Origin of the sequence: Myxococcus sp. RHSTA-1-4 (genome assembly GCF_020037125.1) — a bacterium.
GTDB lineage: Bacteria > Myxococcota > Myxococcia > Myxococcales > Myxococcaceae > Myxococcus.
Window position 1 is genome coordinate 224,389 of sequence record NZ_JAIQDG010000006.1, and the last position, 17,874, is coordinate 242,262.

Consider the following 17,874-nt stretch of genomic DNA (forward strand, 5'->3'; position numbering starts at 1 on the left):
GCGAGCCATGAAGACGGCCAGCGGAGCGCAGCTTGATTTCGGCCGGTTGGCCCTCCTCGTCCTGATGCTGGGGGTGGGGTGGTACTTCTGGGACTCGCCTGTGTTCTGGCCGCTGAAGCTGCTGGTGGTGATGATGCACGAGAGCGGGCACGCGCTGGCCACCCTGCTGGTGGGGGGCTCGGTGGACAAGATTCACCTGGCGGCGAACGAGTCGGGCTCCTGCCTGTCCCGGGTGCCGCCGGGCTTCCTGCCGCAGGTGGCCGTGTACTCGGGGGGCTACCTTGGGAGCGCGGTGGCGGGGGCGGGGCTGCTGCTGGCGACATTCCGCTTCCAGTTCCGCCGCTGGGTGCTGGGCGCCGCGTGCGTGTGGCTGGGGGTGATGGGGGTGCTGTACGCGGGGGATGGGTTCACCCTGCTCTTCTGCCTGGGTACGGCGCTGGTGATGGGGCTGGGCGCGAAGTACCTGCCCGGCGGCGCGGTGGATGTGCTGAACCTGTTCATCGCGGCGTTCACCGCGCTGTACGCGGTGTTCGACTTGAGGGACGACCTGTGGAACAGCGCGGTGCGCTCGCGGAGTGATGCGGCGCTGCTGGCGGAGCTGACCTGGGTGCCCGCGTTTGCGTGGGCCGTGCTGTGGACGCTGCTGGCCGTGGGACTGCTGGCCGTGGCGGCGTACTGGTCCATGCACGCGAAGCCGCGCGGCGGGGTACAGCTGCCGAAGGTGTCCGCGCGGGCGCGGCGGGTGTAGGCAACCTCCACCACCCGAATCAATGAGGGAATCATGAGGCGGCATGAACCTCGGCCGCGCCAGCCGGGAGCGCACCTGTCGGCGCGCCACCGCGGCGCGAAGCGGCGCCCGCGGCCCGCTCGTCCAGCCGGTCAATCAGGAGCGCGAGGTCCGTGAGGTGCCGTGAGCCGGTGAACTGGGCGAGCACATGCTGGTGGGCCCGCGCCCCCAGTCGCGCGGCGAGTTCGTGGTCACACAGCACCCTGCGCACCGCGGAGGCGAACTCCGAGAGGTCGCTCGGGTCTCTCACCAGCAGGCCGGTGTCCCCGTCTACAATCTGGTCCTGGATGCCCCCCACCGCGCTGGCCACCACGGGGCGCTCCTTCCACATGGCCTCCGTGACGGTGAGCCCGAAGCCTTCCTGCAGGCTCTTCTGCACCACCACCGTGGCGTGCCGCTGGAGCGCGTTGACGATGGCGGCGTTCTCCTCCGAGTCCACCATGGGCAGGCACGCCAGGTGGATGCGCTGGCGCAGCAGGTGCGGCAGCTCCCGCCACCGGACGATGACGTCATTGAAGGCGGACGCGGCCTCCGGGTCGTCCGCGACGGACGTCACCGCGGGGCCGGCGAGGACCAGCTCCGCGCGCAGGCCCGGATTGGCGCGCGCGAGCAGCGCGAAGCCCCGCAGCACCCCGATGGGGTCCTTCAGTGGATCCCACCGAGACACCTGCACCACCAGCGGCGTGTCCTGCGCGGGCGGGGCGCCCAACCGGAGGATGTCCGCCCCGCGCGACACCCGGGCCGGCACCCCGTCGCCACAGATGAAGACAGGCTCGACGGCGCCGGGCTCCTCCCGCACCAGCCCGGTGTGAGCGAGGATGGCACGCGCGACCTCCGGCGTCATGGGCTGGTTCTTCACCGCGAAGATGTCGATGGAGGGCCGGATGATGAGCGCCTTGTCCACGCACTGGGGCGGCACGTAGGCCGCACGGCTGAAGACCGCGAGGTGCACGGCGGCGAGCCCCGGCGCCAGGAACGCCCACCCGCGCTCCACCTCGGCGTTGGGGATGTCACACCCGATGTGGCTGCGCCACACCACGCGAGCTCCCACCTCGACGAGCTCCGGCGCGAGCCCCAGGGTCTGCGGGTCATGCAACAGCACCACGTCCCCCGGCCGCACCAGGGCGAGCAGCTCCTCCGCGTTGTCGCGCAGCACCTCGTCGTAGAGAGCACGCTCCGCCGGGCCCAGCGGCGAGCCGTCCCCCGTGAAGCCGTGCAGCGCATGGTGCAGCCGCTTCGTCACCCGGAAGAAGTCCGGAGTCCCCTCCAACACCATCCATCGCGCGTCCACGCCCGCTCCACGCGCATAGGCCAGCAACCGGGGAATCATCTCCGCCACGCCTCCACCCCGCGCGGTGGAGTTCACGTTCCAGAAGGTGCGCCCCGCCATGCGGCCACGCGCCTGTTCGACGCGCTCCTGGAGCGCACGCCAGCCCGCCGCCCCGAGGAGCGGCTCGAAACAGGTGATGGGCTCGGCACGGACGTGCACCTCGGAGGGCTTCAGCATGCCGCCACGCCCCCATGGGTAGTCGGGGAACGCCCGGAGGCCCGCCTCCTCGTCCGGAACGGACGTTCCATTCACAATCGCGCGCGCCATCGTGCCGGTGACCTCCAGCGTCATGCAGGGAAGTCCCTGCATGAAGAAGATGGGCGCGCTCGGTCGCGCCCGGCACGTGTCTCTGGCGGGGAGGGAGCAGGCAATGGGAGGGGCTGCCCGCCTGCTACCTCCCGCAGCCCCTCATCGAGAACCCTGCCCCAGCCACGCTCGGGCAGCCGCTTCCGTGCCGAAGAAGAAGACCCGGGCGCTCGACCCGCGCAGGAGCGAGAGCAGGAAGAAGCGCACCCGCAGCAGGACCTTCATGCCCGGGCGCGCGCCGATGTACGCCACGTCCCGGAACCACTCCGCGCGAAGGTGGCGCGCGGAATAGCGCCGCGCCTCCCTGGAGAGAGACGTCGCCTCGGTGATGTCCGCCACGAAGACGAAGGGCTTGCGTGTGCCCAGCTCGCGGTAGGTGGCCACCGTGCCGTGGGCATCCTCCAGCGTCGTCTCGCCCCGGACCTTCAGCCACAGCACGCCGGGCTCCTCCAAGCGGAAGTGGTGGCGTGGCCCGATGGACCATTCACGTGCCGGCGTCATCACCCTGCCCTCCTCGAAGGGGCTTCCACGCGCTGGATGCATTGCTCCAGCACCCTGGCGAGTGCATCGACATTCGGTGGCAACAACAGCGTGTCGTGGTCACCGGGAACCGAGTGGACCTCCATTCCCCGCGCCGCCCACTGGAACCAGGGCAGCGCGTCGCGCGCGGGGTCCCCCGGCCGCTGCTCGCGAGCCCGGAAGAAGAACACCGGCACGTCCAGCGGACGCGGCCGGTACTCCCGCAGCGCCCGCATGTTCGCCGCGAGCACTCGCATGGCCCGGTGCGCCTCCATCAGGGACATGCCGGGAAGCAGGCCCGCCGCTCGACCCCGCTCCACCACGTACGCGAGCCGCTGCCCCGGCGCGGCGCCCTCCACGTCCTCCGGAGAGACACCCCCCACGCCCTTCAGCCGCAGGGCGAAGGCCACGGTCTCCGCCTCATCCGCGGCCTCCGGCCCGCCCTGCTCGGGCCCCGGGGTGTCCAGCATGAACACGCCATGTACCTCGTGGCCCCGGGCCAGGAGCTGGTGTGCCATCTCGAAGACGGTGGCACCGCCCAGCGAGCTGCCTCCGAGCAGGTAGGGCCCGTGGGGATGCTCGGCCAGGAGCGCCTCCACCTGGCGCGCGGCGAGGTCCTCCAGCCGGCGCGGCGGTGCTTCCTCACCGGACAGTCCCACGGCCTCGAAGCCATACACGGGCCGGTGCTCGCCGAGCCTGCGCGCCAGCGGCTCGTAGGAGAGCAGGTGCCCACCGGCTGCGTGCGAGAGGAACAACGGTGACGCCCCCGCGCGCCCGGGATGCAATGGCACCCAGCCCCTCGTTTCCGCGGTGGGAGCGGTCCCCTCGTCCAGGAGCGCGGCCAGCCCGGCGACGGTGGGAGCCTGGAGCAGGGCCCGAAGCGTGAGCCTCGCCGCGCCGGGCAGGTCCTTCAGCCGGGCCATGAGCAGGAGCGCCAGCAACGAGTGCCCGCCCAGCTCGAAGAAGTTGTCGTGCGGCCCCACCGACTCCACTCCGAGCAGCGACCGCCATGCCTCCGCAACGCGATGCTCGGTGGCGGTCCGGAGCGCGACGACCGGAGCCACTCGCGAGGGCTCGAGGGCTGGCGCCGCGCGCACGGGCTCAGCGGCTGGCGCCTCCGCTGGAGAAACATCCCGCCCCTGGGAAACGCCCGGGGCGTCCACCCAGTAGCGCTGCCGCTGGAACGGATAGGTCGGCAACGGGGTCCGCCGGGGCCGTGCTTCCCCATACAGCCCGCTCCAATCGACATTGACGCCCACGGTCCACAGCCGCCCCACGACCTCCAGCAATCGCCGGTCGTCCTGCACGTCCTCCTGGGGGTGCCGCATCGTGGAGAGCACCGCGTGGCCCTCCCGCGCTTCCGCGACGAGGCGCGCGAGGTTGGCCAGTCCGTGGCCCGGCCCCACCTCCAGGAAGACGCGCGGGCCGGAGCGCGCCAGCTCCGCCACGCCTTGCGCGAAGCGGACCGGCTCTCGCAGGTGACGCACCCAATAGCGCGGGTCCGTCACCTCCTCCGCCCGGGCCCAGGTGCCGGTGACGTTGGAGATGAAGGGCGTGCCGGGCGGTGACAACCGAAGCGTCCGGACGAAGGCCCCGAAGTCCGGCAGGATGGGCTCGAGCAGGGACGAGTGCGCCGCCACGTCGAGGTGCAGCCTGCGGCACTCCACCTCGCGCGCCCGCAGCGTGCGCTCCACCGCGTCGATGGCTTCGGGCGTGCCCGACAACGTGCACAGCGCCGGGCCGTTGATGGCCGCCAGGGAGAGCCCCTCCCCCAGCAACTCCCGCACCTGGGCCTCGGGCAGCGCCGCGCTGAGCATCGCCCCCGGGGCGAGCCGCTCGAAGAGCCGCCCCCGCAGCGCCACCAGGGCCAGCGCATCCTCCAGCGTGAGCACGCCGGACAGACACGCCGCGACGTACTCACCGAGGCTGTGCCCCAGCATCGCCGAGGGCCGCAGTCCCCACGTGCCCAGCAGCGTGGCCAGCGAGTACTCGGTGGCGAACAGCGCCGGCAGCGCCACGGACGGGCGCCGCAGCGCCACGGCGGCGTCATCACCGTCCGCGTACAACCGCGCCCGGAGGTCTCCCACGGGCCCCGAGGCCAGCACCTTCGCGCAGCGGTCCATCGCTGCCCGGAAGGCCGGCTCCGCTTCGTACAGGCCGCGCCCCATGGCGACATGCTGCGCGCCGCCTCCCGGGAACAGGAACACCAGCGGGCGCTCGGGCCCGGCCTGCCCGGTGATGAATCGCGACGACTCCCCGAGCGCGCCCCGGGCCTCCTCGGCATCACGGGCCACCACGACGCCACGGTGCGCGAAGGCGCGGCGTCCCACCTGGAGCGTCCAGGCCACGCGCCCCAGGTCCACCCCTGGCTCCCGAGCCGAGTGCTCCTGGACGTCGCCTCGTGCCATCTCCGGCACCCGCGGGTCCGCACCGGGCTCCATGGACAGGTGAGCCTGGAGGTTGCCCCGCGCCGTCTCCAGCGCCTCGGGGGCGCGCGCCGACAGGACCAGCAACTGGTGACGCCGCGAGCTCCGCGGCTCAGACACCTCGGGCGCCTCCTCCAGCACGACGTGGGCGTTGGTGCCTCCGATGCCGAAGGCACTGACACCCGCGCGGCGGGGACCGGCCCCGCGCTCCCAGGGACGCAGCGTGGTGTTGACGTGGAACGGCGTCTGCTCGAAGCCGATGCGCGGATGGGGCTGCCGCACGTGCAGCGTGGGCGGGAGCTGCCGGTGCTCCAGTGCGAGCACCGTCTTGATGAGGCCCGCCACCCCCGCCGCTGAGTCCAGGTGGCCGATGCCGGACTTCACGCTCCCCAGGCCGCAGAATCCCCGCCGCTCCGTGGCGGCGCGGAAGACCTGGGTGAGCGCCTCCACCTCGATGGGGTCTCCCAACGCCGTGCCCGTGCCGTGCGCCTCGACGTAGTCGATGTCCTCCGGCCCGACGCCCGCGACGGCGTGCGCGGTGGCGATGGCCTCGGCCTGACCTTCCACGCTCGGCGCGGTGAAGCCCACCTTCGCCGCCCCGTCGTTGTTGAGCGCCCAGCCCCGGAGGACGGCGTGGATGTGGTCGCCATCCGCGAGCGCATCCTCCAGGCGCCGCAACACCACCACACCCCAGCCATTGCCGGGCACGGTGCCCCGGGCCTCCGCATCGAAGGCGCGGCAGTGGCCGTCCGGCGAGAGGATGCCTCCCTCCTGGTAGAGATAGCCCGTCGTGTTCGGCACCCGGATGGAGACGCCTCCCGCCAGCGCCAGGTCGCACTGGTATGCCATGAGCGACTGGCACGCGAGCACGATGGCCGTGAGCGACGTGGAGCACGCCGTCTGCACGTTGAGGCTCGGCCCGCGCAGGTCCAGCTTGTAGGACACCCGCGTGGGCAGGAAGTCGGCGGCGTTGCCCAGCATCGACTGGATGTAGTCCGCCGCGCTGTCCTGGCGCCCCAGCCCACCCGGCCGCGAGAGCAGGTTGTTGAGGAGGTACGTGTTCGCGCTCGCGCCGGCGTACACGCCAATGGCGCCGGGAAAGCGCTCCGGCGGATGGCCCGCGCGCTCCAGCGCCTCCCACGCACACTCGAGGAAGCGGCGGTGCTGCGGATCCATCCGCCGCGCCTCGCTCGGGCTGTAGCCGAAGAAGCCCGCGTCGAACCGGTCGATGCCCTCCACCACTCCGCCCGCCTTCACGTAGGCCGGGTCCTTCAGGAGGGGCTCGGGCACTCCCGCCTCGCGCAGCTGCGCTTCGGTGAAGCGGGTGATGCCCTCGACGCCATCGCGCAGGTTGCGCCAGAAGGCGCGCACGTCCGGCGCGCCAGGGAAGCACCCGGACATGCCGACGATGGCGATGCCGGGGCCATGCTCCATCGCGCCGTCGTCACTCATGGGGATTGCTCCTGATGGCCGCGCGCTTCACCGCCGGAGGCCGGGCCTGCATGGCGAGCCGCTGCCGCTGCCCCCGCTCGCTGCCCTGGCGCACACCGCCGCCGACCGTGTCCGTCTGCTCCAGGTGACGGGCCAGCGAGGCCACCGTCGGGAAGTGGAACAGGTCCACCACCCGTACCGACAGCCCGTGTTCCTCGGTCAGCCGCTGGTGCACCTGCATCAGCAGCAGCGAGTGGCCACCCAGCTCGAAGAAGTTGTCGTCCACGCCCACGCGCGTCCGGTGGAGCATCTGGGCCCAGAGCGTGGCCAGCGTCCCCTCCAGCGCGGTCCGGGGCGCCGTGAAGGTGGCGGTGTCCTCCACCCGCTCCGCCTCCGGCGCGGGCAGCGCGGCCACGTCCACCTTGCCGTTGGCCGTCAGCGGCAGCCGGGGCAGCACCACGAAGGCGGATGGGACGAAGGCCTCGGGGAAGCGCTCCGCGACGAAGGCCCGAAGCCCCGCGCCCGACACCTCCGCGCCTTCTCGCACGGCCACGTACGCGACCAGGCTCCGCTCGCCGGGAACGTCCTCACGGGCCACCACCACCTGCCCGGCCACGGCGGGGTGCCGTCCCAGGCAGTCCTCCACTTCCCCGGGCTCCACCCGGACGCCGCGAATCTTCACCTGCCGGTCCACGCGGCCGAGGAACTCCAGCTCCCCGTCATGCGTGTACCGGGCACGGTCCCCCGTGCGGTACAGGCGCCGCCCCGGCTCCAGGGAGAACGGGTCCGGCACGAAGCGCTCGGCGGTGAGGTCCGGCCGCTCCAGGTAGCCACGCACCACGCCCTCGCCCCCGGCGTAGACCTCGCCGGGCACGCCCCGGGGCACGGGCTGGAGCCGCGCGTCCAGCACGTGGACCCGGGCACCGGGAATGGGTGGGCCCAGGGCGGGTGGACGCGAGCCGACCCGGCAGGCACCGACGGTGGCGCAGACGGTGCCCTCGGTGGGGCCATACGAGTTGAGGAGCGTGCGCCCCGGCGCCCACCGCGAGACGATGGCGGGCGTACACGCCTCGCCCGCGGAGGTGAGCGTCCGCAACTCCGGCAGCCCGTCGGCTGGCAGGTGCGAGAGCACCGCCGGTGGCAGCCAGGTCGTCGTGATGCGCTGCTCCCGCAGCACCGCCAGCAGCGGCAGTCCCGGGGCCAGCTCCTCGCGCGAGGCGAAGCACAGCGTGCCACCGCCCACCAGCGTGGAGAACACCTCCCAGAGCGCGCCGTCGAACGCGGCCGAGGCGAACTGCAGCACGCGCTGTCCGGGCGCCATGCCCAGCAGCGTGGACGCGGCGCGCGCCATGTTGGACAGGCCCTTGTGCAGCCCCAGCACCCCCTTGGGCTCCCCGGTGGAGCCGGAGGTGAAGAGGACGTAGGCCAGTCCCTCCGGGTGCGCGTCCCACGGCGGCGACGCACCTCCAGGCTCCCGCGAGGCCGCCTCTTCCAGCTCATCGAGGGCGAAGGCCGGCAATGGGGCTCCGGGGGCTGAATCCAACAGGCCGTCATCCGTGAGCAGCAGCCCCGTCCGGGACAGGGCCAGCACGCGCTCCAACCGCTGCCTCGGGTGCGCGGGCTCCAGGGGAACGAAGGCGCCCCCCGCTTTCAGCACCGCGAGCTGCGCCACCAGCATGTCGGGGCCCCGCTCCATCCACAGCGCCACCCGCGCCTCGCGCCCCACGCCCAGCGCGCGCAGGCGGGTGGCCAGCGCGGACGAGCGGCGGCGCAGCGCTCCATACGTGAGGACGTCCGTCCCGCGGCATGCGGCCACGGCGTCGGGCTCGCGCTCCGCCCACGCGTCGATGAGACGGAACACGGGGGTGAAGGGCGCAGCCACCTCCGCCCCCGTTCCCAGCGCCAGCAGCGCGCGGCGCTCGGACTCGGACACCAGGGGCAGCGCCTCCAGCGGGGCGTCCGGGTGCGCGAGCACGCCCTCCAGCAGCGCCTCGAGGTGCCCGGCCATCCGCGCCACCGTCTCCGCCTCGAAGAGGCTCGTGCGGTACCGGAGCACGCAGGCCAGGCCTCCGGACATCTGGCACACCATGAGCGACAAGTCGTCCACGCCGGACTGCTGCGGGATGCTGTAGGGCTCCGCAGGCAGGCCGCCGAAGTCGAGCGGCCCGTCCGGCGCGAAGGGGAAGCAGAGGCGCAGCGCCCCCGGCTGCTGCGGAACGAACGACACCTGGAAGAGCGGCGCGCGCGACGGGTCCCTTCGGGGACTCAGCCGCTCCACGAGCCACGGAAAGGGCTGGTGCTGGTGAGCGAGCGCCTCGGACATCGTCCTCCGCGCCTGGGCCAGCAGCTCGCGGAAAGGCAGGTCCGCCCGGAGGCGCGCGCGCAGGGGGACCAGGTTGACGAAGTGCCCCACCGTCCGTGCGAAGCCGGGAGCCCGGCCCGCCGTGGGCGTTCCCACCACGAAGTCCTCCTGGCCGGTGTAGCGGAACAGCAGGGCCTGGAAGGCCGCCAGCACCACCGTCTGCAGCACGGTGCGCTCGCCCCGGGCCAGCACCTTCAGCCGCGACACCAACTCCGGCGGAAGGAAGAAGGCGTGCGCCGCACCCTCGAAGTCCCGCGCGGCGGGCCGCGGCCGGTCCAGCGGCAGTTCCAGCGCGGGTGGCGCGCCGTCAAGCTGCTGGGACCAGTACCGCCAGAGCCGCTCCTGCTCCGGCCCGGACAGCAGCGCCTCCTGCTGGCGGAGGGCCTCCACGTACGAAGGAGCATTGGCCGGGGGCAGCGCCCTCCCCTCACGGATGGCGGAGTAGAGCCGGGGCAGTTCATCGTAGAGGAAGATGAGCGAGGCACCATCCACCGCCACGTGGTGGAAGGTGAGCAGCAGGACATGCTCCCGCTCGGAGCGGCTGAACAGCGCACCCCGGCAGAGCGGGCCACGCTCCAAATCGAATGGCCGCTCATGCGCGCCGCGGACCTCCGCCAGCAGCGCGTCATCGGACGCGAGGCCCACCTCCGTGCGGACCAGCGGACACGGGAGCGTCGCGGCCTCGCGCTGCCGCAGGCCCTCCGGCGTGAGCACGTACGTGGTGCGCAGCATGGGATGGCGGTCCACCATCGCCTGGAGCGCACGCGCCAGGGCTTCGAGGTCTGGCGCCTCGCGGAGGCGCAGGGCGAACGAGAGGTGGTACGAGCTGATGCCCGGGTGGGTCACCTGGTCGAACCACAGCGCGCGCTGACCGGGCGAAACGGGATGCAGCATCACGTCCCGCCCATGTTCCGGCGGGGGGAAGGCCACAGAAGTCATGGATGAGTCTCGAGCAGTGGTGGGTTTCCGGCCTGCTCTGCATACGGGGCCGCTTTCGATTCCTGGCTGTGTCCGCCCACTCCCGGCGCGCGAGCCGCGGCGCGCGCGGACGCCGTGGGGAGGCCCCCGGATTGACGGCCGCCGGCCCTGGCGGCCATAGTCCCGGGTGAATGTCTCTCCCGCTCACCACGACTGGCGCTCAGTGCTGCTGCTGCTGCCGCGTGGCGTGTGCCTGCTGTCTGGCGGGCCCCGAGCACTGGGAGAGCGCGTAGAGCGTCCCTGAAATCTCTCCCGTGTCGCTCGCGCGGCCCGCCCTCCAACGAGGTGCCGGGCCGCTTCCATTTTCACGTGCCGTCGTTCCCAACCACCCGGAGGCAGACCCCATGAAGGCAGCCAACATCCTGCAGACCATCGGCAACACCCCGCATGTGCGGCTCAACCGCCTGTTCCCCTCGCGCGTGGAGGTCTGGGCGAAGCTGGAGCGCGCCAACCCGGGCGGCAGCATCAAGGACCGCATCGCCCTGTCGATGATTGAGGACGCCGAGGCCCGCGGCGTGCTCACCAAGGACAGCGTCATCATCGAGCCGACCTCGGGCAACACGGGCATCGGCCTGGCCATGGTGGCGGCGGTGAAGGGCTACCCGCTCACCCTCGTCATGCCCGAGTCGATGAGCATCGAGCGCCGCCGCCTCATGGCCGCCTACGGCGCGAAGCTGGAGCTCACCCCGCGCGCGCAGGGCATGAAGGGCGCCATCGCCCGGGCGCAGGAACTGGTGGCGCAGACGCCCCACGCGTGGATGCCGCAGCAGTTCGAGAACGCCGCCAACGTGGAGGTCCACAAGCGCACCACCGCGAAGGAAATCCTCCAGGACTTCCCCGAGGGCATCGACTACCTGATTACCGGCGTGGGCACCGGAGGCCACATCACCGGCGTGGCCGAGGTGCTCAAGGACCGCTTCCCCCGCCTGAAGGTGTTCGCGGTGGAGCCGGTGAAGTCCCCCGTGCTCAGCGGCGGCCAGCCGGGCCCGCACCCCATCCAGGGCATCGGCGCGGGCTTCATCCCGAAGGTGCTTCGCACCGAATTGCTCGACGGCATCATCCCGATTCCCGAGGAGGAGGCCTTCGACTTCGCGCGCCGGGCCGCGAAGGAGGAGGGCATCTTCCTCGGCATCTCCTCGGGCGCGTCGCTCGCGGCCGTGCAGCGCAAGCTGGCGGAGATTCCGGACGGCAGCCGCGTGCTGACGTTCAACTACGACACCGGCGAGCGCTACCTCTCCATCGAAGCGCTGTTCGTCTGACAGCTGACATTGACGCCCTGCGTGCCCGGGGGCACCTCCCGGGCGCGGCAGCCACGGGGCGAAACAATTACCCTCAGACGGAAATTCGAGACAAACAGGACATATTGGCTTTTCACTAGAGGTATGTCTTCCTTCGCCGCCAGTCGCTCCCCGTCGTGGGGGGCGGCCCACCCCGCAGCGCAGGAGCACGACATGTCCTCAGGTTTCTACGGAAGGCGTCTGTTTCAGGCGGTGTTCGTGATGGGGGCCCTCACGGGTCCGGCGGCACTGGCCGCGGCGGAGGAGGCCGGCGAGGCGCGCAACTTCGACGCCCGTGACGCGTACAACGCGCAGGCCCGCTTTGGCTTCTCCCTGGCGCAGCAGTCCTCCATCGCGGCGCTGCGCCAGAGCGTCCCGGAGCTGCTGGTGGAGACCGACGAGTCGCGCGGCGTGGTGCGCTCGCTCACCAACCCCGTGGGCGCGCTCACCGGGCCGAGCAGCGGCGATGCGCTGGCCATCGGCCTGGACTTCGTCCAGAAGCACCGCGAGGCGTTCGGGCTGGAGCTGAGCGACCTGGCCAACCTGGAGGTGACGGACCGCGTCTACTCGAGGGAGACCGGATTCACCAACCTGTACCTGCGCCAGACGCACAAGGGCCTGCCGCTCTACAACGCGCAACTCCAGATCAACGTAGACGGGGAAGGCCGCGTGCTCGGCGTGCACAGCGACTTCCTGCCCTCGGTGGACACGGCCCTCGCGAGCGTGGAGCCGCGGCTGGGCGCGGGCGAGGCGGTGGCGAGCCTGGCGAAGCACCTGGGCGTGTCGCTGCGGCAGACACCCCGGGCGCTGAACGCCGAGGCGGGCGCGCGGCAGCGCACGCGCGTGGACGTGGAGGGCCTGTCGAGCGAGCCCATCGACGCGGAGCTGGCGGTGCTGCCGGTGCGCCGCGGCGAGGCGCGCCTGGTGTGGCGCTTCCAGGTCCACACCCCGGACCAGCAGCACGACTATGACGTGACGGTGGACGCGCACACCGGCGAGGTGTGGACGCGCTTCGACTGGGTGGCCTCCGACTCCTACAAGGTCTACCCCGTCCCCGTGGAGAGCCCCAACCACACCTCCCCGCTGCCGCCCTCGGACGGGCGCGTGACGGTGCTCAACCCCGCCAACTCGCTGGCCTCGCCCTACGGCTGGCATGACACCAACGGCGTGGCCGGGGCCGAGTACACCATCCCCCGCGGCAACAACGTCCACGCGTACGAGGACACCAACGCCGACGGCCTGCCGCCCGCGACGCAGCCGGCCTGCGGCGCCACGCTCAACTGCGTCTTCACCCTCAACCTCTCCGGCGCGCCGTCCACGTACATCTCCGCGGCCGTCACCAACCTGTTCTACTGGAACAACATCATCCACGACGTCACGTACCAGTACGGGTTCACCGAGGCGGCCGGCAACTTCCAGGTGAACAACTACGGCCGTGGCGGCGTGGGCAACGACGACGTGCGCGCCGAGGCGCAGGACGGCGGCGGCACCAACAACGCCAACTTCTCCACCCCGGCGGACGGCTCGCGCCCGCGCATGCAGATGTACATCTGGACGGCGCCCACCCCGGACAAGGACGGAGACCTGGACTCGGGCATCATCACCCACGAGTACGGCCACGGCATCTCCAACCGCCTGGTGGGCGGCCCCAGCAACGTGTCCTGCCTCGCCAACCGGCAGCAGCCGGGCGAGGGCATCAGCGACTTCTTCTCGCTCTGGTTCACCGCGCGGCCGACGGACACCGGCCCCATGGGCCGCGGCGTGGGCACGTACGCGCTGAACCAGCCCACCACCGGCGTGGGCATCCGCACCCAGCGCTACAGCACGGACCCGGCCGTCAACACGTGGACCTACGCCAGCATCAACGGCATGGCCGTGCCGCACGGCGTGGGCTCGGTGTTCGCCCAGGCGATGTGGGAGGCCTACTGGGCGCTCGTCAACGCGCACGGCTTCAGCAGCAACCTCTACGCGGCGACGGGCGGCGCGGGCAACCAGCGCTTCATGCAGTACTTCATCCAGGGCATGAAGAACACGCCGTGCAGCCCCACCTTCACCCAGGTGCGTGACGGCATCATCGCGGCCGCCACCTCCATCAACGGCGGTGTGGACGTCTGCCGCCTGTGGACCGCGTTCGCCGCCTTCGGCCTCGGCACCAACGCCGTCTCCGGCGGCTCCGCCAGCACCACGCCGACCAACGGCTTCGCGGTGCCGGCCTCCTGCGTGGCCCTCACCGGCGACGCCGAGCCCCGCCAGTAGCCTGACGGCGCCCCGGCGCCGAGACGACATGGGAGGGCCGGGTGGCGTCAATGGGAGCCGCCCGGCCCTCTTCTACTTCCGCGGCCGCATCCGGAACGCCACGAACGAGGCCACGTCGTTGAAGGCGAAGTACGGATTCTTCTTCCGGACCTCGGCCATGGACGTCACCGGCACGTCCGCGTAGTCATGCCCCGGCCACAGCTTCGCGGTGTCCGGCACCTTCAGCAGCACCTGGGACAGCGAGCGGTACATGTCCTCCGGGTTGCCGCCGTTCATGTCGCACCGGCCGCAGCCGTTGATGAACACCGTGTCCCCGGACACCAGCGCGTCGCCCGCCAGCAGGCAGTGGGAGCCCGGCGTGTGCCCCGGCGTGTGCAGCGCCTGGAACGACGCCTGCCCCACCTTCACCGCGTCCCCCGGCCCCACCGGGCGCAGCGCGCCACCCAGGTCGCGCAGCTCCGCGGAGAACTGGACCTCCTCGCGCTGCGCGTACACGGGGATGTCGTGGCGCGACAGCAACTCCGGCAGCCCGTTGATGTGGTCGAAGTGGCAGTGCGACACGAAGGCCCCCACCAGCCGCTTCCCCTCCGCCTTCACCGTCCGCTCGATGGCGTCCACGTCCCACGCCGGGTCCACCACCAGCACCTCGTCCGAGTACGCCGGGCCCACCAGGTAGACGAAGTTGTCCATGGGCCCGAGCTTGAGCTGCCGCACGTACGGATTGAGCATCCGCCGACTCCTCCTGTGACTGTCTGTCCCACCCACTCTAACGGCGGGACTTGAAGCCGCGGGCCCCTTCCCACTTGAATACGCCCGCCCCGGCCCCGAGGAGGTCCGCACCGTGAAGCGCCCGCTGCCGCTGCTCGTCTGCACCCTGCTCGCCGGCACCAGCTTCGCCGCGAAGGAGAAGCCCACCTTCCGCTACACCGCCCCGCCGGACGGAGAGCGTCCCGTCATCGTCGACGCCACCATCGGCCCCCAGGGGAGCGACTTCGCCATGCGCCTGCGCTTCGACCGGGAGCCCTGGGGAGAGGCCTGCAAGAGCCGCTGCGCCAACGCCACCCTCCTGCTCGACACCGACGCCAGCAAGCAGACGGGCCTTCGCCTGCCCCATGACGCGGCGGCCAACGGGGCCGACCTGGCCATCATCATCCAGGGCGTCCGCGAGTACGCCGAGGAGGAGGGCGCGCCCTCGAAGGCCTCGCTGCGCGTGAAGGTGCGCCAGCTCGGCGGCGACGCGCGCTCCGTGGACGAAGGCGAGCTGCTCGCCGAGCTCAACCACCGGCAGGACACCGAGCGGCTCCAGGTGGACGAGAAGACCGTGTACCTCCTCGTGGACGCCACCAGCGCCACCCTCCCCTCCGCACGCAAGGTGCGTGTCATCTATCACCCGCCGGGCGCCAAGGCCGTCGAGGCCACCATCCCCGGGATGATTGGCGGCACCGGCGGCAGGGGCGTCCGCCTCTTCAAGGGCGGCAACTGGGGCCGCGCCCGTGATGCCGACCCCGGCAAGGCCCGCCCCGCCGGCGACAACGGGTAGTCCGCTCCCACCCACACCCACCGTCCCGTCTCCACGGCGGCCACCCAGGCCCACAACCTCGGAATTTCGCGGGGTTGGCAGGGTGTTCATCTGGGGCGCAGAACTGGACGGACGTATAGGTGAGAGTCCGCTGAGAGTGCGCAACCCCCCGAATTCGTTCCCAATGTCAGGGGGCCATGGTAGTCCCGCCGCCCTGTTACATCCCCCGGACCCGGAAGTGAGGAGTGCGCGGGCCGCGCGCCGCGTTCGGGTACGAGGCGTTCTCACCTGGATTGATGACCATGCTCGCAGAAGCCGAAACGAAGACGCGAAAGAAGCAGGGAGGCTCGGGCGGTGGCGGCGGCGGTAGCGCCGCGGCCGGCGGTGGAGGGGGAGAGAACGGCGTCCCGGCGTCCCTGGCTGACGAGGCGCGTCGCCGGTACATCAACTACGCCCTGTCCGTCATCACCTCGCGCGCCCTGCCGGACGTGCGGGACGGCCTCAAGCCGGTTCAGCGCCGCATCCTCTACGGCATGTGGAACGACCTGAACCTGTCGTTCGACTCCAAGTACCAGAAGTGCGCCCAGGTCGTCGGCGCCATCATGGGCCGCTACCACCCGCACGGCGACGCGTCCATCTACGACGCCCTCGTGCGCATGGCGCAGGACTTCTCGCTGCGCTACCCGCTGGTGGACGGCCACGGCAACTTCGGCTCGCTGGACGGCGACGCCGCGGCGGCCTACCGCTACACCGAGTGCCGCCTGGAGAAGCTCGCCACCGAGCTCTTGTCCGAGCTCGAGCGGAAGACGGTGGACTTCCGGCCCACCTACGACGGCACCCGCAACGAGCCCATCGTCATCCCCTCGCGCGTGCCGCAGCTCCTGATGAACGGCACCACGGGCATCGCGGTGGGCATGGCCACCAACATCCCCCCGCACCACCTGGGCGAGCTGGTGGACGCGCTGGTGGCGCTCATCGAGAACCCGCAGCTCGTCACCAAGGACCTGCTCAAGTACGTCAAGGGGCCGGACTTCCCCACCGGCGGGCAGATTCTGAACGACAAGAAGGAGCTGCGCGAAATCTACGAGACGGGCCAGGGCAGCATCCGCATCCGTGGCGAGTGGGACACGGAGGACCTGAAGCGCGGCGGCCAGCAGATCATCGTCAAGTCCATCCCCTACACGGTGAACAAGTCCACCCTGGTGGCCAAGATTGGCGACCTGGTGCGCGAGCGGAAGCTGCCGCTCATCGTCGACGTGCGCGACGAGTCCACCAAGGACGTGCGCATCGTGCTGGAGCTGAAGAAGGACGCCAACCCCGAGCTGGTGATGGCGTACCTCTACAAGCACACCCCGCTGCAGACGAACTTCGGCGTCAACCTCACCTGCCTCGTCCCCAGCGAGGACAACCCCGAGGTGGGCACCCCGCGCCGGCTGGACCTCAAGAGCATCCTCCAGTACTTCCTCGACTTCCGCTTCGAGGTCGTCACCCGCCGCTTCCAGCACGAACTGGGCGAGCTGCAGAAGCGCGTCCACATCCTCGAGGGCTTCGAGAAGGCCTACGACGCGCTGGATGAAATCATCCGCATCATCCGCCAGTCCGAGGGCAAGCAGGACGCCGCCAAGAAGCTGATGGCGCGCTTCAAGATGGACGAAATCCAGGTGGACGCCATCCTGGAGATGAAGCTGTACAAGCTGGCCCGCCTGGAAATCCTGGTCGTCGAGAAGGAGCTCAAGGAGAAGCGCGCGGAAATCAAGCGCATCGAGGGCATCCTCAAGGACAAGAAGAAGGTCTGGGCCACCGTCAAGGACGAGCTGGGGCAGGTCAAGGCTGCGTACAGCGACAAGCGCCGCACCCGCATCGGTGGCGTCGGCTCCGAGGAGGTGGAGTTCAGCGCCGAGGCCTTCATCGCGGACGAGGACGCCCACGTCGTCATCACCCGCGACGGCTGGGTGAAGCGCGTGCGCGAGGTGAAGGACCCGGCCTCCACGCGCCTGCGCGAGGGCGACGCCGTCATGGCGGTGCTGGCCGGCAGCCTGAAGGCCAACCTGGTGCTGTTCAGCAACTTCGGCACCGCGTACGTCACCCGCTTCAACGACGTGCCCGCCTCCACGGGCTACGGCGAGCCGGTGCAGAAGTTCTTCAAGTTCGACGACGGCGAGCGCGTGGTGGCCGCCCTGTCGCTGGACGCGCGGCTGCACCGCCCGGAGAAGCTGCTGGGCGTGACGAAGCACGGCCTGGGCATGCGCTTCCTGCTGGAGCCGCACCTGGAGGTCTCCACGCGCGCCGGCCGCCGCTACGCCAAGACGGGCGAGGGCGACGAAATCATCGGCGTGCAGCCGGTGGGCGAGAAGGACCTGCTGGCGGTGCTGTCCAAGAAGACCAACGCCCTGGTGTGCAAGGTGGCGGAGGTCAACGAGCTGGCCGGCCCGGGCAAGGGTGTCACCGTCCTCAAGCTGGACGAGGGTGACCAGGTGGTGGACTTCCTCGCCGTCCCGCCGAGCAACAAGGACGCGAAGCTGGAGTTCGAGACGCAGAAGGGCCGCAAGCTGCACCTGTCCCCGGCGAAGTACGAGGTGACGGGCCGCGGCGGCAAGGGCCACGAGATGTCCAAGAAGGACGCGGTGGAGGATGTGGTTCGGCCCATCGTCTTCATCCCGCTGCCGGAGAAGAAGGAGTAGCC

Annotated in this window: 10 protein-coding genes; 5 read left to right on the plus strand and 5 right to left on the minus strand. The window is 71.2% G+C overall.

Annotated features, from left to right (window positions below; genetic code table 11):
• Positions 1-7 precede the first annotated feature (7 nt).
• The gene (locus K8638_RS11645; protein ID WP_223754546.1) at positions 8-748 is read left to right on the plus strand and encodes a M50 family metallopeptidase; all 741 of its coding nucleotides are present in this window, start codon (positions 8-10) and stop codon (positions 746-748) included.
• Positions 749-779: 31 nt separating this feature from the next.
• On the opposite strand, the gene K8638_RS11650 is transcribed toward K8638_RS11645, so the two are convergent.
• The 4 genes from K8638_RS11650 to K8638_RS11665 all read right to left on the minus strand — a co-directional run bounded on the left by K8638_RS11650 (position 780) and on the right by K8638_RS11665 (position 10,055).
• Positions 780-2,408: a glycosyltransferase gene (locus K8638_RS11650; RefSeq protein WP_223754547.1), complete on the minus strand. Its 1,629-nt coding sequence runs from the start codon at positions 2,406-2,408 to the stop codon at positions 780-782.
• 117 nt (positions 2,409-2,525) lie between these two features.
• Positions 2,526-2,924, minus strand: coding sequence for an STAS/SEC14 domain-containing protein (locus tag K8638_RS11655; RefSeq protein ID WP_223754548.1), 399 nt, complete (start codon positions 2,922-2,924; stop codon positions 2,526-2,528).
• The gene (locus K8638_RS11660) at positions 2,924-6,820 is read right to left on the minus strand and encodes a type I polyketide synthase (protein ID WP_223754549.1); all 3,897 of its coding nucleotides are present in this window, start codon (positions 6,818-6,820) and stop codon (positions 2,924-2,926) included. Before K8638_RS11660 ends, K8638_RS11655 begins: the two co-directional genes overlap by 1 nt.
• Complete coding sequence (locus K8638_RS11665; RefSeq protein WP_223754550.1) at positions 6,813-10,055, minus strand: non-ribosomal peptide synthetase; 3,243 nt, start codon at positions 10,053-10,055, stop codon at positions 6,813-6,815. The genes K8638_RS11660 and K8638_RS11665 overlap by 8 nt, the downstream gene beginning before the upstream one ends.
• Positions 10,056-10,483: 428 nt before the next feature.
• On the opposite strand from K8638_RS11665, the gene cysK reads away from it, so the two are divergent.
• Together cysK and K8638_RS11675 are read left to right on the plus strand one after the other, a co-directional pair.
• Entirely contained in the window at positions 10,484-11,398 is a 915-nt protein-coding gene (gene cysK, locus K8638_RS11670; protein WP_223754551.1) for a cysteine synthase A, read from the plus strand.
• A gap of 192 nt (positions 11,399-11,590) precedes the next feature.
• Positions 11,591-13,672 (plus strand): M36 family metallopeptidase, encoded by a 2,082-nt coding sequence (locus tag K8638_RS11675; protein WP_223754552.1) that lies wholly within the window; start codon positions 11,591-11,593, stop codon positions 13,670-13,672.
• Positions 13,673-13,744: 72 nt separating this feature from the next.
• Here the strand turns inward: K8638_RS11675 and K8638_RS11680 are convergent, their stop codons facing one another.
• Entirely contained in the window at positions 13,745-14,401 is a 657-nt protein-coding gene (locus tag K8638_RS11680; RefSeq protein WP_223754553.1) for an MBL fold metallo-hydrolase, read from the minus strand.
• 112 nt (positions 14,402-14,513) lie between these two features.
• Here K8638_RS11680 and K8638_RS11685 point away from each other — a divergent pair, with 112 nt between their 5' ends.
• Both K8638_RS11685 and K8638_RS11690 read left to right on the plus strand, forming a co-directional pair.
• The gene (locus tag K8638_RS11685; RefSeq protein ID WP_223754554.1) at positions 14,514-15,212 is read left to right on the plus strand and encodes a hypothetical protein; all 699 of its coding nucleotides are present in this window, start codon (positions 14,514-14,516) and stop codon (positions 15,210-15,212) included.
• Positions 15,213-15,493: 281 nt separating this feature from the next.
• Positions 15,494-17,872: a DNA topoisomerase (ATP-hydrolyzing) subunit A gene (locus K8638_RS11690; RefSeq protein ID WP_223754555.1), complete on the plus strand. Its 2,379-nt coding sequence runs from the start codon at positions 15,494-15,496 to the stop codon at positions 17,870-17,872.
• Positions 17,873-17,874: the final 2 nt, after the last annotated feature.

Bases quoted from the DNA above. Each gene is read 5' to 3' on its own strand.
- K8638_RS11645 (WP_223754546.1), top strand. From the start codon at position 8: ATGAAGACGGCCAGCGGAGCGCAGCTTGATTTCGGCCGGTTGGCCCTC.
- K8638_RS11650 (WP_223754547.1), bottom strand. From the start codon at position 2,408: ATGACGCTGGAGGTCACCGGCACGATGGCGCGCGCGATTGTGAATGGA.
- K8638_RS11655 (WP_223754548.1), bottom strand. From the start codon at position 2,924: ATGACGCCGGCACGTGAATGGTCCATCGGGCCACGCCACCACTTCCGC.
- K8638_RS11660 (WP_223754549.1), bottom strand. From the start codon at position 6,820: ATGAGTGACGACGGCGCGATGGAGCATGGCCCCGGCATCGCCATCGTC.
- K8638_RS11665 (WP_223754550.1), bottom strand. From the start codon at position 10,055: ATGCTGCATCCCGTTTCGCCCGGTCAGCGCGCGCTGTGGTTCGACCAG.
- cysK (WP_223754551.1), top strand. From the start codon at position 10,484: ATGAAGGCAGCCAACATCCTGCAGACCATCGGCAACACCCCGCATGTG.
- K8638_RS11675 (WP_223754552.1), top strand. From the start codon at position 11,591: ATGTCCTCAGGTTTCTACGGAAGGCGTCTGTTTCAGGCGGTGTTCGTG.
- K8638_RS11680 (WP_223754553.1), bottom strand. From the start codon at position 14,401: ATGCTCAATCCGTACGTGCGGCAGCTCAAGCTCGGGCCCATGGACAAC.
- K8638_RS11690 (WP_223754555.1), top strand. From the start codon at position 15,494: ATGCTCGCAGAAGCCGAAACGAAGACGCGAAAGAAGCAGGGAGGCTCG.